Source organism: Mesorhizobium sp. M1D.F.Ca.ET.231.01.1.1 (assembly GCF_003999155.2).
GTDB lineage: Bacteria > Pseudomonadota > Alphaproteobacteria > Rhizobiales > Rhizobiaceae > Mesorhizobium.
In genome coordinates this window covers 106,551-122,752 of record NZ_RZOZ02000008.1, presented here as the reverse complement: position 1 = coordinate 122,752, position 16,202 = coordinate 106,551, and the positions used below count along the sequence as shown (strand labels likewise).

Sequence of the window (16,202 nt, the reverse complement as noted above, 5' to 3'; positions counted from 1 at the left end):
CATGAACGCCTTCTCTTCGCTTTCGGCCGATCACCAGCGCCTGCAGGCGCTGGTCGGCGCGTGGCGCGGCGAGGAGGAGGTGTCGGCCACGCAATGGGCCGATGCCGGCACGGCGACTTCGGAAGTGCAGGCGCAGCCCGAGTTCGGCGGCCTGTTCGTGGTGCAGCGCTATCGCCAGCGCCGCGACGGCACGATCTCGTTCGGCGCGCACAATGTGTTCGGCTTCGACCAGCAGAACGGCGTCGTCACCATGCACCAGTTCGACTCGATGGGGTTTGTGCCGCAGGCGCCGGCCACAGGCGCCTGGAGCGGCAACGAGCTTGTGCTCGAACGGTCGTCCCCGCGCGGCGCCGCGCGCGTGACCTATGTTTTTGAAGGCGCCGATACCTACCGCATGAAGCTTCAATTCAAGCCCGCCGGCAGCGATGCCTGGCAAGACATGGTGAGCGGCCTCTACCGGCGCGTCTCGCCTTCCGGGGAAGGCTGAACCGATGGAGATCGCGGGCAAGGCGGTTGAAGAACCACACAGTATCACACATATATACCCTGTGTATTTATGTGGAGATGACCGATGAAGAACGTCACCCTGGCTGTGGACGAAGGCCTGCTCGAAAAGGCGCGCGGTCTTGCCGGGCGTCGCAAGACGACGCTCAACGCCCTTATCCGTGCGCTGCTTGAGCATGAGGTCGAGCAGGAAGACAGGATTGCCTGGGCCAAGGCCGGAATGAAGCGGCTCATGGACGAGGCGGCGAAACGAAGCGACAGCGCCGACACTCCCTACAAATGGGATCGAAGGGACGCCTATGCCGACCGGGAAGATCGATTGCTTTCTCGACACGAACGTCCTGATCTACGCGGCTTCGGAGAAAAATCGTGATCCGCGCCGCGCGCCAATCGCCGAAGAGCTTATCTCGCGGACCGTCTTTGGCGTGTCTGGGCAGATCTTGGCTGAATTCGTCGCCGTGGCGCGTGGGAAGTCCCTTGTCGGGGATGATCTGCTCGACCAATGGCTGGTGTTCCTCGGAACCTGCCCGCTGGCACCTGTCGACGAAACTTATGTCCGTGCGGGATTGGACCTCGCGCGGCGCTACGGAATTCACTACTACGACGCTGCGCTGCTTGCGGCGGCGGCGTATCTCGGCGCGCCGGTTTTCTACACCGAAGATCTCAACCACAACCAGGTCTATGGCTCGGTCCGGGCCGTCAATCCTTTCCTGTAATCGCTGAAGTCAGAGGCGTTCCCACCCATGTCCATTCTCGTCGACAAGAACACCAAGGTGCTGGTTCAGGGTCTGACCGGCAAGACCGGCACGTTCCATACCGAGCAGGCGCTGGCCTATCACGGCACCAGGATGGTGGGCGGCATCCATCCGAAGAAGGGCGGCGAGACCTGGACCGGCTCCAAGGGCGAGAGCCTGCCGATCTTCGCCACCGTCGCCGAGGGCAAGGAAAAGACCGGCGCCAACGCTTCCGTTATCTATGTGCCGCCGGCGGGCGCGGGCGAAGCGATCATCGAGGCGATCGAGGCCGAGATCCCGCTGATCGTGTGCATCACCGAGGGTATCCCGGTGATGGACATGGTCAAGGTCAAGGCGCGGCTCGACCGCTCCAGCTCACGGCTGATCGGTCCGAACTGCCCGGGCGTGCTCACCCCCGACGAATGCAAGATCGGCATCATGCCCGGCAACATCTTCCGCAAGGGCTCGGTCGGCGTTGTTTCGCGCTCGGGAACGCTTACCTATGAGGCGGTCTTCCAGACCTCCAATGTCGGCCTCGGCCAGACCACCGCGGTCGGCATCGGCGGCGACCCGGTCAAGGGCACCGAGTTCATCGACGTGCTCGAGATGTTCCTCGCCGACGACGAGACCAAGTCGATCATCATGATCGGCGAGATCGGCGGCTCGGCCGAGGAAGACGCCGCGCAGTTCCTGAAGGACGAGGCCAAGCGCGGCCGCAGGAAGCCGATGGCGGGCTTCATCGCCGGGCGCACGGCGCCGGCAGGACGCACCATGGGCCATGCGGGCGCGGTGATCTCCGGCGGCAAGGGCGGCGCGGAAGACAAGATCGCGGCGATGGAATCGGCGGGCATCAAGGTTTCGCCGTCGCCGGCAAGGCTCGGAACGACGCTCGTCGAGGCGATCAAGGGTTAGTGAATAGTGCGTGGTGAATGGTGAATGGAAGGAACAAGTGAATAGCGACGTCATGTCGGACCCATTCACTATTCACCACTCACCATTCACTCCAAAAAGGAGACGGAGCCAGGCTCCGCGGACGAAAAATGGCAAGACAAGATCAGGCCAACGACCAATTCTCGCTCACCTCGTTCCTCTATGGCGGCAATGCCGACTATATCGACGCGCTCTACGCCGCCTATGAGGATGATCCGGCCTCCGTCGATTCGGAATGGCAGGATTTCTTCGCGGCGCTGAAGGACGATGCCGGCGACGTCCGCAAGAACGCCAAGGGCGCCTCGTGGGCGAAGCCTTCCTGGCCGATGCAGGCCAATGGCGAGCTGGTATCGGCGCTCGACGGCAATTGGGGCCTCATCGAGAAGCACATCGAAAAGAAGGTGAAGGAAAAGGCGGTTGTCAACGGCGCGGCGCTTTCCGACGCCGACGTGCACCAGGCGACGCGCGATTCCGTGCGCGCCATCATGATGATCCGCGCCTACCGCATGCGCGGCCATTTGCATGCCAATCTCGATCCGCTCGGCATCGCTAACCCGCTCGAGGACTATAACGAGCTGTCGCCGGAAAATTACGGTTTCACCCCGGCCGACTACGACCGGCCGATCTTCCTCGACAATGTGCTGGGGCTTGAGTTCGGCACCATCCGGCAGATGCTGGACATCCTCACCCGCACCTATTGCTCGACGCTCGGTGTCGAGTTCATGCACATCTCCGACCCCGAGGAGAAGGCGTGGATCCAGGCGCGCATCGAGGGCGCCGACAAGGAGATCACCTTCACCGCCACCGGCAAGAAGGCGATCCTGTCGAAGCTGGTCGAGGCCGAGGGCTTCGAGCAGTATATCGACGTCAAGTACAAGGGCACCAAGCGCTTCGGCCTCGACGGCGGCGAGTCGCTGATACCGGCGCTGGAGCAGATCCTCAAGCGCGGCGGCCAACTCGGCCTGAAGGAGATCGTGCTCGGCATGGCCCATCGGGGCCGCCTTAACGTGCTTTCCCAGGTGATGGCCAAGCCGCATCGCGCCATCTTCCACGAATTCAAGGGCGGCTCGGCCGCGCCAGACGAGGTCGAAGGCTCGGGCGACGTCAAGTACCATCTCGGCGCCTCGTCGGACCGCGAGTTCGACGGCAACAAGGTGCATCTGTCGCTGACCGCCAATCCCTCGCATCTGGAGATCGTCGACCCCGTCGTGATGGGCAAGGCGCGCGCCAAGCAGGACCAGTTCGCCGGCCGCGAGCGCGGCGAGGTCGTGCCGCTTTCGGAACGCGCCAAGGTGATGCCGCTCTTGCTGCACGGCGATGCCGCCTTTGCCGGCCAGGGTGTTATCGCCGAAATCCTCGGCCTGTCCGGCCTGCGCGGGCATCGCGTCGCCGGCACGCTGCACGTCATCATCAACAACCAGATCGGCTTCACCACCAATCCGCGCTTCTCGCGCTCGTCGCCCTATCCGTCGGATGTGGCCAAGATGATCGAGGCGCCGATCTTCCACGTCAACGGCGACGATCCGGAAGCGGTGGTGCATGCCGCCAAGGTCGCGACCGAGTTCCGCATGAAGTTCCACAAGCCGGTGGTGGTGGACATGTTCTGCTACCGCCGCTTCGGCCACAACGAGGGCGACGAGCCGGCCTTCACGCAGCCGATCATGTATCGCAGCATCCGCACCCATAAGACGGTGGTGCAGGTCTATGCCGACCGGCTGATCGCCGAGGGTCACATCACCCAGGCCGAGGTCGACAAGATGCGGGCCGACTGGCGCGCGCATCTGGAGCAGGAGTGGGAAGTCGGCCAGTCCTACAAGCCCAACAAGGCCGACTGGCTGGACGGCGCCTGGTCGGGCCTGCGCACCGCCGACAACCAGGACGAACAGCGGCGCGGCAAGACCGCGGTGCCGGTCCGCACGCTCAAGGAAATCGGCAAGAAGCTGACCGAGGTGCCGAAGGATTTCGAGGCGCACAAGACGATCCTGCGCTTCCTCGAGAACCGCCGCCAGGCGATCGAATCCGGCGAAGGCATCGACTGGTCGACGGCCGAGGCGCTGGCTTTCGGCGCCATCCTGCTCGACGGCAACCCGATCCGGCTCTCCGGCCAGGATTCGGAGCGCGGCACCTTCTCGCAACGCCACTCCGTGCTCTACGACCAGCGCGACGAGAACCGCTACATCCCGCTCAACAACCTGTCGGCGGCGCAGGCCGGCTATGAGGTCATCAACTCGATGCTCTCGGAAGAGGCGGTGCTCGGCTTCGAATATGGCTACAGCCTTGCCGAACCCAAGGCGCTGACGCTCTGGGAAGCGCAGTTCGGCGACTTCGCCAACGGCGCCCAGGTGGTGTTCGACCAGTTCATCTCGTCCGGCGAGCGCAAGTGGCTCAGAATGTCGGGCCTCGTCTGCCTCCTGCCGCATGGCTATGAGGGCCAGGGGCCGGAGCATTCGTCGGCCCGCCTGGAGCGCTTCCTGCAGCTCTGCGCCGAGGACAACATGCAGGTGGCGAACGTCACCACGCCGGCTAACTATTTCCACATCCTGCGCCGGCAGTTGAAGCGCGACTTCCGCAAGCCGCTGATCCTGATGACGCCGAAGTCACTGCTGCGCCACAAGCGGGCGGTGTCGACGCTGTCGGAAATGGCGGGCGAAAGCTCGTTCCACCGGCTGTTGTGGGACGACGCGCAGCTGTTGCCCAACCAGGCGATCAAGCTGGTGAAGGACTCCAAGATCCGCCGTGTCGTGCTGTGCTCGGGCAAGGTCTATTACGACCTCTACGAGGAGCGCGAGAAGCGCGGCATCAACGACATCTACCTGCTGCGCGTCGAGCAGCTCTATCCGTTCCCGGCCAAGGCGCTGATCACCGAGCTGTCGCGCTTCCGAAACGCCGAGATGGTGTGGTGCCAGGAGGAGCCCAAGAACATGGGCGCCTGGTCGTTCATCGATCCGTATCTGGAATGGGTGCTGGCGCATATCGACGCCAAGCATCAGCGGGTGCGCTACACCGGCCGGCCGGCTTCTGCCTCGCCGGCGACCGGGTTGATGTCGAAGCATCTCAGCCAGCTCGCCGCGCTGCTCGACGACGCGCTCGGTGAGTAGGCAGGTTGGGCGAATAAGCAGACCGGACGAACAGACCTCAAGAAGAGAAAAGAACGGACAGGCACAATGGCTACCGAAATCCGCGTCCCCACTCTCGGCGAATCCGTTACCGAGGCGACCGTCGGCAAGTGGTTCAAGAAGGTCGGCGACGCGATCGCCGCCGATGAGCCGCTGGTCGAGCTCGAAACCGACAAGGTGACGGTGGAGGTGCCTGCCGCGGGTGCCGGAACGCTGGCCGAGATCGCCGTCAAGGAAGGCGAGACGGTCAATGTCGGCGCGCTGCTCGGCTCGATTTCGGCTGGCGGCGCGGCCGCCACCGCCGCTCCCGCGACCAAGCCGCAGGCGGTGGCGCAGGCCTCGAGCCCGGACGCCGCGTCCACGGTCAAGCAGGCCCAGGCCGAAACCGCCAAGATGGCCGGCGACGCCGGGCCGATCGAGCCGCGCACCATGCCGCCGGCGCCGGCTGCGGCCAAACTCATCGCGGAGCATAATCTCTCGGTCGACCAACTCTCGGGCTCGGGCAAGCGCGGCCAGGTGCTGAAGGGCGACGTGCTCGACGCGATCGCCAAGGGCGCGCCGTCGCAGCCGGCGGAGACGCCCAAGGCGGCACCTGCTCCCGTCGCGGCCCGCGCGCCATCCACGGCCGACGATGCCTCGCGCGAGGAACGCGTGCGCATGACCAAGCTCCGCCAGACGATCGCCCGCCGCCTCAAGGAGGCGCAGTCGACCGCCGCCATGCTGACCACCTTCAACGAGGTGGACATGAGCGCGGTGATGGCGCTGAGAGCCAAGTACAAGGACGTGTTCGAGAAGAAGCATGGCGTGAAGCTCGGCTTCATGGGCTTCTTCACCAAGGCCGTCACCCATGCGCTGAAGGAAATCCCGGCGGTCAATGCCGAGATCGACGGCACCGACATCATCTACAAGAACTTCGCCCATGTCGGCGTTGCGGTGGGTACCGACAAGGGTCTGGTGGTGCCGGTGGTGCGCGACGCCGACCAGATGTCCATCGCCGAGATCGAGAAGGAAATCGGTCGGCTGGGCCTCGCCGCGCGCGACGGCAAGCTGTCGGTGGCGGACATGCAGGGCGGCACCTTCACCATCTCCAATGGCGGCGTCTATGGCTCGCTGATGTCGACGCCGATCCTCAATGCGCCGCAGTCCGGCATCCTCGGCATGCACAAGATCCAGGATCGGCCGGTGGTGGTCGGCGGCCAGATCGTGATTAGGCCGATGATGTATCTGGCGCTGAGCTATGACCACCGCATCGTCGACGGCAAGGAAGCGGTGACCTTCCTCGTGCGCGTCAAGGAAAGCCTGGAGGATCCCGAGCGGCTGGTGCTCGATCTGTGATCGGAGCTGATCCGCAATGAGCGGCTGGCTGGAACGGTTCGGGTTTGCGCTGGGGCGCGCCCTTCGGACTTTTCGGCCAACTGCCTCGGTTGCCGCCGCTTCACCGGTGAAATCGATTGAATCGGATCCGCCGCCGGAAAGCAGTAATCTGGGCGTCTTCGCTCTCAGCGACGCTGAGATGGCGGAGCGGAAGATCAGCGCCATCACGATCGGTGAGCTTGAGCTGCCAACCGGCGAAATTGTCGCCTGCGATCCGCTCATCACCGGACTAAGCCGGCCTGCTTTCAGCCGCAAGGTGGAGCCAGGACGCTATCCGGTCACGCTGTTTCAGGCGCAGGGCCGCATTGCCGCAGCGGTCTTGCGGTTCGGCTCCGGCTTGCCGATGCGCTGGGAATTGGCGACCTTCGTTCCCGATCGCCCACCGGCCTATAAGTCCGAATTTCTTGAATTTATCGTCGACGACGCGGTTGCGGCGTTCATGGACAAGTCCTTTCTGACGCTCATGACCGACACTGAAGAACTCGACGACTACCTCGCCGACGTTGCATGCTCTCTCGACAGGTTTGGTTTGGATAATCCCATTGAGGGCAACCCGCTCAATGTTGCCATGTTCGACACTGGCTATGGCGACGGCGCGTATCGGTCCTTCTGGGGACTGGACTCGGCCGGCGAACCACTTCTCCTGATGACCGACTTCGAAGTGCTCGAAAACGCCGACGGCCGCGAAGGCGATCAGGCTAACTGATGACCAACGTCGCTTCGCCTTTGATCGGATTTTTGGCCGGATCGCTGGCGCTGACGGCGGCGAATTCCGGCGCCCATGCCGCCTGCCCGATCCAGCTTGCCGTCTATGCCGAGGCAAAAAGCGGAGCCGAGATCGACTTCACCCCGACCGGCACCTCGGCGACGATCACCAACACATTCCGCATGATCCTCGACAATAATGTCGTGCTCGATGGCATCGCCATGTGGACCGAGGGCTCCGCCTCGCGCCCACACGGCTCGCTGATGTACAAATGCCCGACCGGCGACGTCACCGGCGAGGAGCTTGCCGCCTGCACGGTCTGGGAGGGCGTGATCTACAGCGCCGACGAAAAGGGCACCGTCGGGCTGCTGCCGGCCGAGGGCGCCGATGCGCCGAAAAACCTGATCTTTCCCGATCTCGGGCCGTCGCTCGAAATGTCGGCCGCTTACGGCCCTGCCGGCTTCTCCAAAGTGCCGTGGGACGTCTTTACCCTGAAAGGCTGCCAGGAATGAGCGCGGACAAGAAGATGCTGCTGGTCACCGGCGGCAGCCGCGGCATCGGCGCCGCCATCTGCAGGCAGGCCGTCCAGGCCGGCTATCGGGTGGCGATCAACTACGTCTCCAACCAGGCGGCCGCCGATGCGCTCGTCGCCGAACTCAAGGCTGCCGGCGGCGCGGCCTTTGCGGTCAAGGGCGATGTCGGCAACGAGGCCGACGTCATGGCGATATTCGAGCAGGTGGACAAGGCCTTCGGCCGGCTCGACGCCTTCGTCAACAATGCCGGCATCGTCGACGTCAAGGCGCGCGTCGACGAGATGAGCGCCGAGCGGGTCGAGCGCATGATGCGCATCAACGTCGTCGGCTCCTTCCTCTGCGCGCGCGAGGCGGTCAAGCGCATGTCGACCCGTCACGGCGGCAGGGGCGGCGCCATCGTGAACCTGTCCTCGGCGGCGGCCAGGCTGGGCTCACCCGGCGAATATGTCGACTACGCCGCCTCCAAGGGCGCGATCGACACGCTGACCATCGGCCTGGCGCGCGAGGTGGTGCTCGAAGGCATCCGCGTCAACGCGGTCAGCCCCGGCATCACCGAAACCGAGATCCATGCCTCGGGCGGCCAGCCTGATCGCGTGGCGCGGATGCGGGACATGCTGCCGATGAAGCGGGCGGGCACGGCCGACGAGGTCGCCAGCGCGGTTCTCTATCTTCTGTCGGACGCGGCCTCCTATATAACGGGCGCGATCCTCAATGTGAGCGGCGGCCGTTGAAGGCCAGACCAGAAGGACACCATCATGGCTTATGACGTCGTAATCATCGGATCGGGACCGGGCGGCTATGTCTGCGCCATCAAGGCGGCGCAACTCGGCCTGAAGACGGCGGTAGTCGAGAAGAACGCCACCTTCGGCGGCACCTGCCTCAACATCGGCTGCATCCCGTCGAAAGCGCTGCTCCACGCCTCCGAGATGTTCGCCGAAGCCGGCCATACCTTCGACATGTTGGGGGTCGAGGTCGGCGCGCCAAAGCTCAATCTGAAGAAGATGCTGGCGCACAAGGATGCGACGGTAGCCTCCAATGTCAGCGGCGTCGCCTTCCTGTTCAAGAAGAACAAGATCGACAGCTTCCGCGGCACCGGCAACGTGATCGGCGCCGGCAAGATTTCCGTCACCGGCGAGGACGGCAAGGTCGAGGAGCTCGAGACCAAGAACATCGTGATTGCCACCGGTTCCGACGTCGCCGGCATTCCGGGTGTCAAGGTCGACTTCGACGAGAAGGTGATCGTATCCTCGACCGGCGCGCTGTCGCTGCCCAAGGTACCCGGCAGCCTCGTGGTGGTGGGCGGCGGCGTCATCGGGCTGGAGCTAGGCTCGGTGTGGGCCAGGCTCGGCGCCAAGGTCACCGTCGTCGAGTTCCTCGACACCATCCTCGGCGGCATGGACGGCGAGGTCTCGAAGCAGTTCCAGCGGCTCTTGTCCAAGCAGGGCTTCGAGTTCAGGCTCGGCGCCAAGGTCACCGGCGTCGCCAAATCGAAGAAGGGCGCCAGCGTCACCTTCGAGCCGGTCAAGGGTGGCGCGGCCGAAACCATCGAGGCCGACGTCGTGCTGGTCGCCACCGGCCGTCGCCCCTATGCGGACAGCCTTGGCTTGAAGGAAGCGGGCGTCGAGACGGACGAGCGCGGCCGGGTCAAGACCGACGCGCATTTGAGGACCAGCGTGCCGGGCATCTATGCCATCGGCGACGTCATCGCCGGGCCGATGCTGGCGCACAAGGCCGAGGACGAGGGGGTGGCGGTGGCCGAGATGATCGCCGGCCAGGCCGGTCACGTGAACTACGACGTCATCCCGAGCGTCGTCTACACCAGCCCGGAAATCGCCTCCGTCGGCAAGACCGAGGAGGAATTGAAGAAGGCCGGCATCGACTACAAGGTCGGCAAATTCCCGTTCACCGCCAATGGCCGCGCGCGCGCCATGCTGCACACCGACGGCTTCGTGAAGATCCTGGCCGACAAGGCTAGCGATCGCGTGCTCGGCGTCCATATCGTCGGCTTCGGCGCCGGCGAGATGATCCACGAAGCGGCGGTGCTGATGGAATTCGGCGGTTCCTCGGAAGACCTCGCCCGCACCTGCCATGCGCATCCGACGATGTCGGAAGCGGTCAAGGAAGCGGCGCTGGCCACGTTCTTCAAGCCGATCCACATTTGACCGCGCTTGGCGCCGAACCTCCATCGCTTCGTCATCCCAGGGCGAAGCAGGGAGCGAAGCGACGCGCGCAGACCCTTGGGTGACGAGGCGTGGTTGCTCCAACACAAAACGGCCCGCCGAAAGGCGGGCCGTTTTTCCAAGAATCGCGGTCTGGTTACTGAGCCGGAGCGGGTGACGGAGCAGGAGCCGGCGCAGGGGCCGGGGCGGGCGCAGGGGCAGGAGCCGGTGCAGGCGCTGGCTCAGCCGGTGCTGGCGCGGGAGCCGGAGCAGGAGTTGCAGGCGCTGGCTCGGGCGCCGGAGCCGGCGTACTGGCGGCCGGCGGCTCGGCGGGCGCCGGGGCCTTTTCGCCGCCGGTTCTGCCAAAAACATAATACGCAACAATGGCCAGGATAATGACAACAAGGGCGATCAGCCACCCGCTGCCGCCGCCGCCCGACGAGGGAGGCGTGCTCGGAGGGGTGAAGGGGTCGTTCGGGTTCGCCATAAAACGTGTCCTCCTTGGAATGAAAGGCTTCAATCAACAGCCATCAACGCGCGATCCCACCAATCGGTTTCACGCAGGCGGACGGAAAGCGCTGAAAAACCGGCGTTTTCCGCTCCCCAGCCGCCAGACGACTCAGTTGACGGCGGTAACAGTATACCCCGCCTTGCGGAAATCTTCGACCAGTCCGTCAGGGCCGGGCAGATGCAGCGCGCCGACGGCCATGAAGGCATTGCCCTTGGCCAGCATAGGCATGGCATGGGCGACCATGACCTTGTTGCGGCTGGTGATCATGGTCTGCTCGAAGGCGGCATAGCCGGCCTGGTCGTCCGCGGCGTCGGGCAGCACGGCGCGGAACAGCGGCCAGAACATGCCGACCTCGCCGCGCTGGTAGAGGATGATCATGGTCTCGTTGACGTCGTTCACCCTGTCGCCGAGCTTCAGCGTCTCCACCAGCCCCTTCATGTGGTAGGCGAGCGGCAGCGAGGCCATGGCGCGCAACTGGTCGGCGGCGGTTTCCAAGCCCTCGACGTCCTTGCCGGACGCTTTGGCCTCGGCGGCCAGCTTGACGTCCAGCACCGGCGCGCCGGCGGCCTGGCGCGCCACCTCGCAGGCCGGCAGCGCCACCATGGCGGACAGGATCCACGGCTTCATCTTGGCGACCGTCAGGGGCGGGATGCCGCGCGCGTCGAGCCCCTTGTTCAGCACCGCCACGTCCTCGGGCGACAGCAACGAGGACAGCGTCGTGTTGTCGGTGAACATCATCAGGCCAGGCTCGGCGGCCAAGGCGGCCATCATCTTGGCCTTATCGAGCGCGTCGGTGGTTTCGATAATGACGGTGTCGGCGCCGTCATAGGCTTGCTGCGCCGCGGCCGGCAGCGTCGTGACGCGCTGGTCGGTGATATGCATGGTGCCGAACAGGAAGGACGGCCTTTCGCCCGGTTTCTCCAGCTTCCACAACAGGACCTTGCCGTTCGGAACGGCGGCGGCCTCGGTCTCGACCTTCTTGAAGGCGGCGGGATCGGTCTTTGCGAGACTTGCCAGCAGATCGCTGCCGGCGCAGGCGGCCGCTTCGGCATGCGCCCTGCCGGCCAGCAGCAGGACGATGAGGAACGACAGGAAAAACAACATGTTGAGCGCTGCGAGCAGTCTCAACGAGACGAAGGCCGCGCGGTCGGCGATGGCGATGACGCGTTTCATGGTGAGCTTCTTAAGCGGAAAAAGCGGCAAAACGGTTAATCCGCGACCGAAATTGTTTCCGACCGGCTTCAAGCGATCCAACCCGTTGCCGGATTCGACGCGAGCGATTGCGCCGAAAACGCCAATCCCCTAGATCAGGCGACCCGGAAGCGTCCGGCAGGGGAGCCGCGTGATCATCGACAGTGCCGCCTTCGAGCGTTACCGGCGCTCGCCGAACGAGAAGACCACCCCGCTCCGGCTCCTGCTGGGAGCGGCGATCGTCGTTTTCTTCTGGCTCGCCATGACGCTTGTCGTGCTCGTCGCCGGCACCGCCGCCTTCATCGTCTTGCGCCTCCCTGGACCGGCGACCGGACAGCCGATCCAGGATTTCCTTGCCTCGCCCGTCGGCATCCTCACCGCGCTGGCGTCCTTTGCCGGCATCTGGATCGGCCTTTGGGTGGCGATGCGCTTCGTGCATGGCGAGCCGCTCTCGGCGCTGATCGGGACCAGCCGCCGCATCTCGCGCGGCAGCTTTCTCAAGGGCCTCGTCGCTGTTCTGATCACCTCCCTGTTCTCGGAGGTGCTGCTCTATTGGCTGCAGCCGGAGATCACCCGCGGATCGATCGCCTTCTCGTCCTGGCTGCTCTTCCTCGTTCCGATCGTGCCGCTCGCCTTCCTGCAGACCTCGGCGGAGGAGGCCCTGTTCCGCGGCTATCTGCTGCGCGGCCTCAGCAACCGGTTTGGCAGCCCGCTCATCTGGGGCGCGCTGCCGGCGCTCCTGTTCACCGCCCTGCACTGGAGCTCGGCCTCGTCGCTTGCCATCAATGCCTGCGTTCTGGTCTCGATCGGCACATTCGCGCTGCTGCTGACGCTGCTGGTCTATGTGACCGGCAATTTGGGCGCCGCCTTCGGCGCCCATCTCGGCAACAACCTGACCGGCTTCCTGCTCATCTCGCACCAGCAGAGCTACAATTCCTTCGCCCTCTTCACCGCCAGGCCGCTCGAAGGCCCCGGCTGGACGAATTGGGACGCTGCTCTCATCGCCGCGATCGGCGTCGCGAGCACGCTGCTGACGATGTTCTTGCTTCTGCATCGCCGCTCGCCCCTGAAAGTCGGGCCGGAGGCACCATGATCCGGAAAGGCGGAAACCGGCTTCTGGACCGGATCGGGGTCGGGCAGAAGAACGGCGGGCTCAGCTGATGCGCATCACGCTGGTGGCGGAACGCACCATTCCCTGCCAAGGCTATGGCGGCACCGAGCGGCAGGTCGACTGGCTGGCAAATGAGCTTTCGCGCCTCGGCCACAAGGTGGTCCTGATCGCCGGTCGCGGCTCGAGCCACCCGCTTTGCGAAGTGCGGCAGGCGTCTTCGGCCGCCGAATGCCGCGCCGCGATCCCGGCCGACGCCGACATCGTGCATTTCAACGGCTGGTACGTCGAGACGTCGCGCCCGGCGCTCTACACCATGCACGGCTTTGCCCCGGGATACCAGAAACAGGGGCAGAACTGGAGCTTCGTCAGCGCCAGCCATGCGCGCAATCACGGGCGGGAAACCTTCGTCTACAACGGCTTTCCGATCGATGCCTATCGGCTGTCCGCCAGCAATACGAGCCGGCTGCTGTTCCTGGCCGGCATCGCCCGGGCCGGCAAGAACCTCAACCGGGCCGTCGATCTCGCCAGGGCCTTCGATTTCCAGCTCGACATCGCCGGCGGCGCGCGCTGGCAGCTCCTGCTGCGCACGAAGGTTCGCCGCCAGGGCGTCTTCTTCAAGAGCCTGGGCCGCCGCTTCCGTTACCACGGCACAGTCGACGGCGATGAGAAGCTGCGCCTGCTCGGCGAGGCCAGGGCCTTCCTCAATCCGATCGCCTGGGAGGAGCCGTTCGGCATGGCGCCGGTCGAAGCAATGCTGTGCGGCACGCCGGTGCTGACAACGCCGCGCGGCGCGCTGCCGGAAATCGTCGACGACGCCACCGGCCGCCTCTTCGACACCGATGCCGAGTTCGCGCAGGCCCTGGCCGACATCGCCGCGCTTTCGCCCGAACGGTGCCGTGAATCCGCCGCCGACCGGTTTCCGATCGCAAAGACTGCAAAAGGCTATCTCGATCTCTACACGCGCATCCTCGACGGCGAAAAGCTGGCCTAGATCACGGCGTTTTGGCTCCGTTCCCACCCCAAGCCTTGACTCCGCCGCCGATTTCCTGTCTAGACGCGCACGAATTCCGCGACGAGTACACCTCCGCGAAAGCCGACCAGGACGCCGACGCCCTTTGGGGCCAGAGCTGTAAACCGATCCTGGAGGCCAACACCCGGCAGCGCGATGCGCCCCCGGGTGCTTTTTGGCTTTGGACTTTTGCTTGGCGACCCGGCGCGAACGCACTACCTCTCGGGTCGAACCGAACCGAGATCGAAGGACGACCGATGTTTGAATCACTCCAGGAGCCCACAAGAGGCGCGGAGGGCCAAAGGCCCGACAGGGATCAACAAGAATCCAAGGCGCTCATACAGGGCGGTTTGATCAATGTTTGAGTCCCTGCAAGAGCGCCTTGGCTCCATCCTGAACGGCCTGACGGGCCGCGGCGCGCTGTCCGAGGCGGATGTCTCGGCGGCGCTGCGCGAGGTGCGCCGGGCGCTGCTCGAGGCCGACGTCGCGCTGGAGGTGGTGCGTTCCTTCACCGACAAGGTGCGCGAGAAGGCCGTCGGCGCCGCTGTGCTGAAGTCGATCAAGCCCGGACAGATGGTCGTCAAGATCGTCCATGACGAGCTGGTCGACATGCTGGGCGCCGAAGGCGTCGCCATCGACCTCAACGCGCCGGCGCCCGTCGTCGTGATGATGGTCGGCCTGCAGGGCTCCGGCAAGACGACGACCTCGGCCAAGATCGCCAAGCGCCTGACCGAGCGCCAGAACAAGAAGGTCCTGATGGCCTCGCTCGACACGCGTCGACCGGCCGCTCAGGAACAGCTGCGCCAGCTCGGCGAGCAGACCAGGGTTGCGACGCTGCCGATCATCGCCGGCCAGAGCCCTGTCGACATCGCCAAGCGCGCCGTGCAGGCGGCCAGGCTCGGCGGCCATGACGTCGTCATCCTCGATACCGCCGGCCGCACCCATATCGACGAGCCGCTGATGGTCGAGATGGCCGACATCAAGAAGGTGTCGTCGCCGCACGAGATCCTGCTGGTCGCCGACTCGCTCACCGGCCAGGACGCCGTCAACCTCGCAAAGAGCTTCGACGAGCGCGTCGGCATCACCGGCCTGGTGCTGACCCGTATGGATGGCGACGGCCGCGGCGGCGCGGCGCTTTCGATGCGCGCCGTCACCGGCAAGCCGATCAAGCTGATCGGTACCGGCGAAAAGATGGACGGGCTGGAGGAATTCCACCCCAAGCGCATCGCCGACCGCATCCTCGGCATGGGCGACATCGTCTCGCTCGTCGAGAAGGCCGCCGAGACCATCGACGCCGAGCAGGCGGCGGCGATGGCCAGGAAGATGCAGTCGGGCAAGTTCGACCTGAACGACCTTGCCGCGCAGCTTCAGCAGATGTCGAAGATGGGCGGCATGGGCGGCATCATGGGCATGATGCCCGGCATGGGCAAGATGAAGGACCAGCTTGCCGCGGCCGGTTTCGACGACAAGATGTTCCGCCGCCAGCTCGCCATCATCTCCTCGATGACCAAGGCCGAGCGCGCCAACCCCGACATCCTGAAGCACTCGCGCAAGAAACGCATCGCTTCCGGCTCCGGCACGGATGCCGCCGAGATCAACAAGCTTCTGAAGATGCATCGCGGCATGGCCGACATGATGAAGGCGATGGGCGGCAAGGGCAAAGGCGGCGGCCTGATGCGCGGCATGATGGGCGGCCTTGCCTCGAAGATGGGCCTTGGCGGCATGATGCCGGGCGGCGGCATGCCCGACCTCTCCAAGATGGATCCGAAGCAGCTCGAGGCCCTGCAGAAGCAGGCCCAGGCTGCCGGTCTCGGCAAAGGCCTGCCGGGCGGGTTGCCCGGCGGGCTTCCCGGTGGCGGGTTGCCGGGCCTGCCCGGCGGCATGAAGTTGCCGGGCCTTCCCGGCCTCGGCGGCGGCGGGCTGCCTGGTCTCGGGAAAAAGAAGTGAGTGGGCGATGAACGAGGAGAAGGACATGGCCGACGCACGCGCCGTTCTGGCGGGCTACCGCGCTTCGATCGACAACATCGACGCCGCCCTCATCCATATGCTGGCCGAGCGCTTCCGCTGCACCAAGGCGGTCGGCGTGCTCAAGGCCGAGCATGGTCTGCCCCCTGCCGATCCGGCGCGCGAGCAGCAGCAGATCGCCCGCCTTCGCCAGCTGGCGAAGGATGCGCATCTCGATCCGGATTTCGCGGAGAAGTTCCTGAACTTCGTCATCCGCGAAGTGATCCGTCATCACGAACAGATCGCCGCTGCCAACGGCGTGACGAAAGCCGGCTAACCAGCCGGAGATCAATGAAAGAAATCAGAGCTTTTAGGAGATA

15 protein-coding genes are annotated in these 16,202 nt (G+C 65.1%); 14 read left to right on the top strand and 1 reads right to left on the bottom strand.

What is annotated here, in order from left to right; genetic code table 11:
- The first annotated feature begins 1 nt into the window (after position 1).
- The 10 genes from EN874_RS21260 (at position 2) to lpdA (ending at position 10,059) form a co-directional block, all read left to right on the top strand.
- Positions 2-487 carry a DUF1579 family protein gene (locus EN874_RS21260; RefSeq protein WP_127427127.1) on the top strand — a complete coding sequence of 162 codons (486 nt, stop codon included), beginning with the start codon at positions 2-4 and terminating at the stop codon, positions 485-487.
- An 84-nt stretch (positions 488-571) separates the two neighbouring features.
- On the top strand, positions 572-877 hold the full coding sequence (locus EN874_RS21255; protein WP_127427126.1) for a hypothetical protein: 306 nt from the start codon (positions 572-574) through the stop codon (positions 875-877).
- A complete protein-coding gene (locus tag EN874_RS21250) occupies positions 804-1,220 on the top strand; it encodes a PIN domain-containing protein (protein ID WP_126086837.1) in 417 nt (138 codons plus the stop codon). Before EN874_RS21255 ends, EN874_RS21250 begins: the two co-directional genes overlap by 74 nt.
- A gap of 27 nt (positions 1,221-1,247) precedes the next feature.
- Entirely contained in the window at positions 1,248-2,150 is a 903-nt protein-coding gene (sucD, locus tag EN874_RS21245; RefSeq protein ID WP_127427125.1) for a succinate--CoA ligase subunit alpha, read from the top strand.
- Between the two features lie 128 nt (positions 2,151-2,278).
- Positions 2,279-5,266, top strand: coding sequence for a 2-oxoglutarate dehydrogenase E1 component (locus EN874_RS21240; RefSeq protein WP_127427124.1), 2,988 nt, complete (start codon positions 2,279-2,281; stop codon positions 5,264-5,266).
- Between the two features lie 66 nt (positions 5,267-5,332).
- Entirely contained in the window at positions 5,333-6,619 is a 1,287-nt protein-coding gene (odhB, locus tag EN874_RS21235) for a 2-oxoglutarate dehydrogenase complex dihydrolipoyllysine-residue succinyltransferase (protein WP_127427123.1), read from the top strand.
- A gap of 16 nt (positions 6,620-6,635) precedes the next feature.
- Positions 6,636-7,364: a DUF4241 domain-containing protein gene (locus tag EN874_RS21230; RefSeq protein ID WP_127427122.1), complete on the top strand. Its 729-nt coding sequence runs from the start codon at positions 6,636-6,638 to the stop codon at positions 7,362-7,364.
- A complete protein-coding gene (locus EN874_RS21225; RefSeq protein ID WP_127427121.1) occupies positions 7,364-7,876 on the top strand; it encodes a hypothetical protein in 513 nt (170 codons plus the stop codon). The genes EN874_RS21230 and EN874_RS21225 overlap by 1 nt, the downstream gene beginning before the upstream one ends.
- On the top strand, positions 7,873-8,628 hold the full coding sequence (locus EN874_RS21220) for an SDR family oxidoreductase (protein ID WP_127427120.1): 756 nt from the start codon (positions 7,873-7,875) through the stop codon (positions 8,626-8,628). The genes EN874_RS21225 and EN874_RS21220 overlap by 4 nt, the downstream gene beginning before the upstream one ends.
- Positions 8,629-8,652: 24 nt before the next feature.
- Positions 8,653-10,059 (top strand): dihydrolipoyl dehydrogenase, encoded by a 1,407-nt coding sequence (gene lpdA / locus EN874_RS21215; protein WP_127427119.1) that lies wholly within the window; start codon positions 8,653-8,655, stop codon positions 10,057-10,059.
- Between the two features lie 616 nt (positions 10,060-10,675).
- Here lpdA and EN874_RS21205 read toward each other — a convergent pair.
- A complete protein-coding gene (locus EN874_RS21205; protein ID WP_127427117.1) occupies positions 10,676-11,740 on the bottom strand; it encodes a TraB/GumN family protein in 1,065 nt (354 codons plus the stop codon).
- A 169-nt stretch (positions 11,741-11,909) separates the two neighbouring features.
- Between EN874_RS21205 and EN874_RS21200 the strand changes: the two genes are divergently transcribed.
- The 4 genes from EN874_RS21200 to EN874_RS21180 all read left to right on the top strand — a co-directional run bounded on the left by EN874_RS21200 (position 11,910) and on the right by EN874_RS21180 (position 16,159).
- A complete protein-coding gene (locus EN874_RS21200) occupies positions 11,910-12,851 on the top strand; it encodes a CPBP family intramembrane glutamic endopeptidase (RefSeq protein ID WP_127427116.1) in 942 nt (313 codons plus the stop codon).
- Between the two features lie 67 nt (positions 12,852-12,918).
- Positions 12,919-13,860 carry a glycosyltransferase gene (locus EN874_RS21195; protein ID WP_127427115.1) on the top strand — a complete coding sequence of 314 codons (942 nt, stop codon included), beginning with the start codon at positions 12,919-12,921 and terminating at the stop codon, positions 13,858-13,860.
- A gap of 375 nt (positions 13,861-14,235) precedes the next feature.
- Complete coding sequence (gene ffh / locus EN874_RS21185; protein ID WP_127427113.1) at positions 14,236-15,825, top strand: signal recognition particle protein; 1,590 nt, start codon at positions 14,236-14,238, stop codon at positions 15,823-15,825.
- A 7-nt stretch (positions 15,826-15,832) separates the two neighbouring features.
- Positions 15,833-16,159 carry a chorismate mutase gene (locus EN874_RS21180; RefSeq protein ID WP_126086825.1) on the top strand — a complete coding sequence of 109 codons (327 nt, stop codon included), beginning with the start codon at positions 15,833-15,835 and terminating at the stop codon, positions 16,157-16,159.
- Positions 16,160-16,202 lie beyond the last annotated feature (43 nt).

Excerpts from the sequence above, each read along its gene's own strand:
- EN874_RS21260 (WP_127427127.1), top strand. The coding sequence starts at position 2 with ATGAACGCCTTCTCTTCGCTTTCGGCCGATCACCAGCGCCTGCAGGCG.
- EN874_RS21255 (WP_127427126.1), top strand. The coding sequence starts at position 572 with ATGAAGAACGTCACCCTGGCTGTGGACGAAGGCCTGCTCGAAAAGGCG.
- EN874_RS21250 (WP_126086837.1), top strand. The coding sequence starts at position 804 with ATGCCGACCGGGAAGATCGATTGCTTTCTCGACACGAACGTCCTGATC.
- sucD (WP_127427125.1), top strand. The coding sequence starts at position 1,248 with ATGTCCATTCTCGTCGACAAGAACACCAAGGTGCTGGTTCAGGGTCTG.
- EN874_RS21240 (WP_127427124.1), top strand. The coding sequence starts at position 2,279 with ATGGCAAGACAAGATCAGGCCAACGACCAATTCTCGCTCACCTCGTTC.
- odhB (WP_127427123.1), top strand. The coding sequence starts at position 5,333 with ATGGCTACCGAAATCCGCGTCCCCACTCTCGGCGAATCCGTTACCGAG.
- EN874_RS21230 (WP_127427122.1), top strand. The coding sequence starts at position 6,636 with ATGAGCGGCTGGCTGGAACGGTTCGGGTTTGCGCTGGGGCGCGCCCTT.
- EN874_RS21225 (WP_127427121.1), top strand. The coding sequence starts at position 7,364 with ATGACCAACGTCGCTTCGCCTTTGATCGGATTTTTGGCCGGATCGCTG.
- EN874_RS21220 (WP_127427120.1), top strand. The coding sequence starts at position 7,873 with ATGAGCGCGGACAAGAAGATGCTGCTGGTCACCGGCGGCAGCCGCGGC.
- lpdA (WP_127427119.1), top strand. The coding sequence starts at position 8,653 with ATGGCTTATGACGTCGTAATCATCGGATCGGGACCGGGCGGCTATGTC.
- EN874_RS21205 (WP_127427117.1), bottom strand. The coding sequence starts at position 11,740 with ATGAAACGCGTCATCGCCATCGCCGACCGCGCGGCCTTCGTCTCGTTG.
- EN874_RS21195 (WP_127427115.1), top strand. The coding sequence starts at position 12,919 with ATGCGCATCACGCTGGTGGCGGAACGCACCATTCCCTGCCAAGGCTAT.
- ffh (WP_127427113.1), top strand. The coding sequence starts at position 14,236 with ATGTTTGAGTCCCTGCAAGAGCGCCTTGGCTCCATCCTGAACGGCCTG.
- EN874_RS21180 (WP_126086825.1), top strand. The coding sequence starts at position 15,833 with ATGAACGAGGAGAAGGACATGGCCGACGCACGCGCCGTTCTGGCGGGC.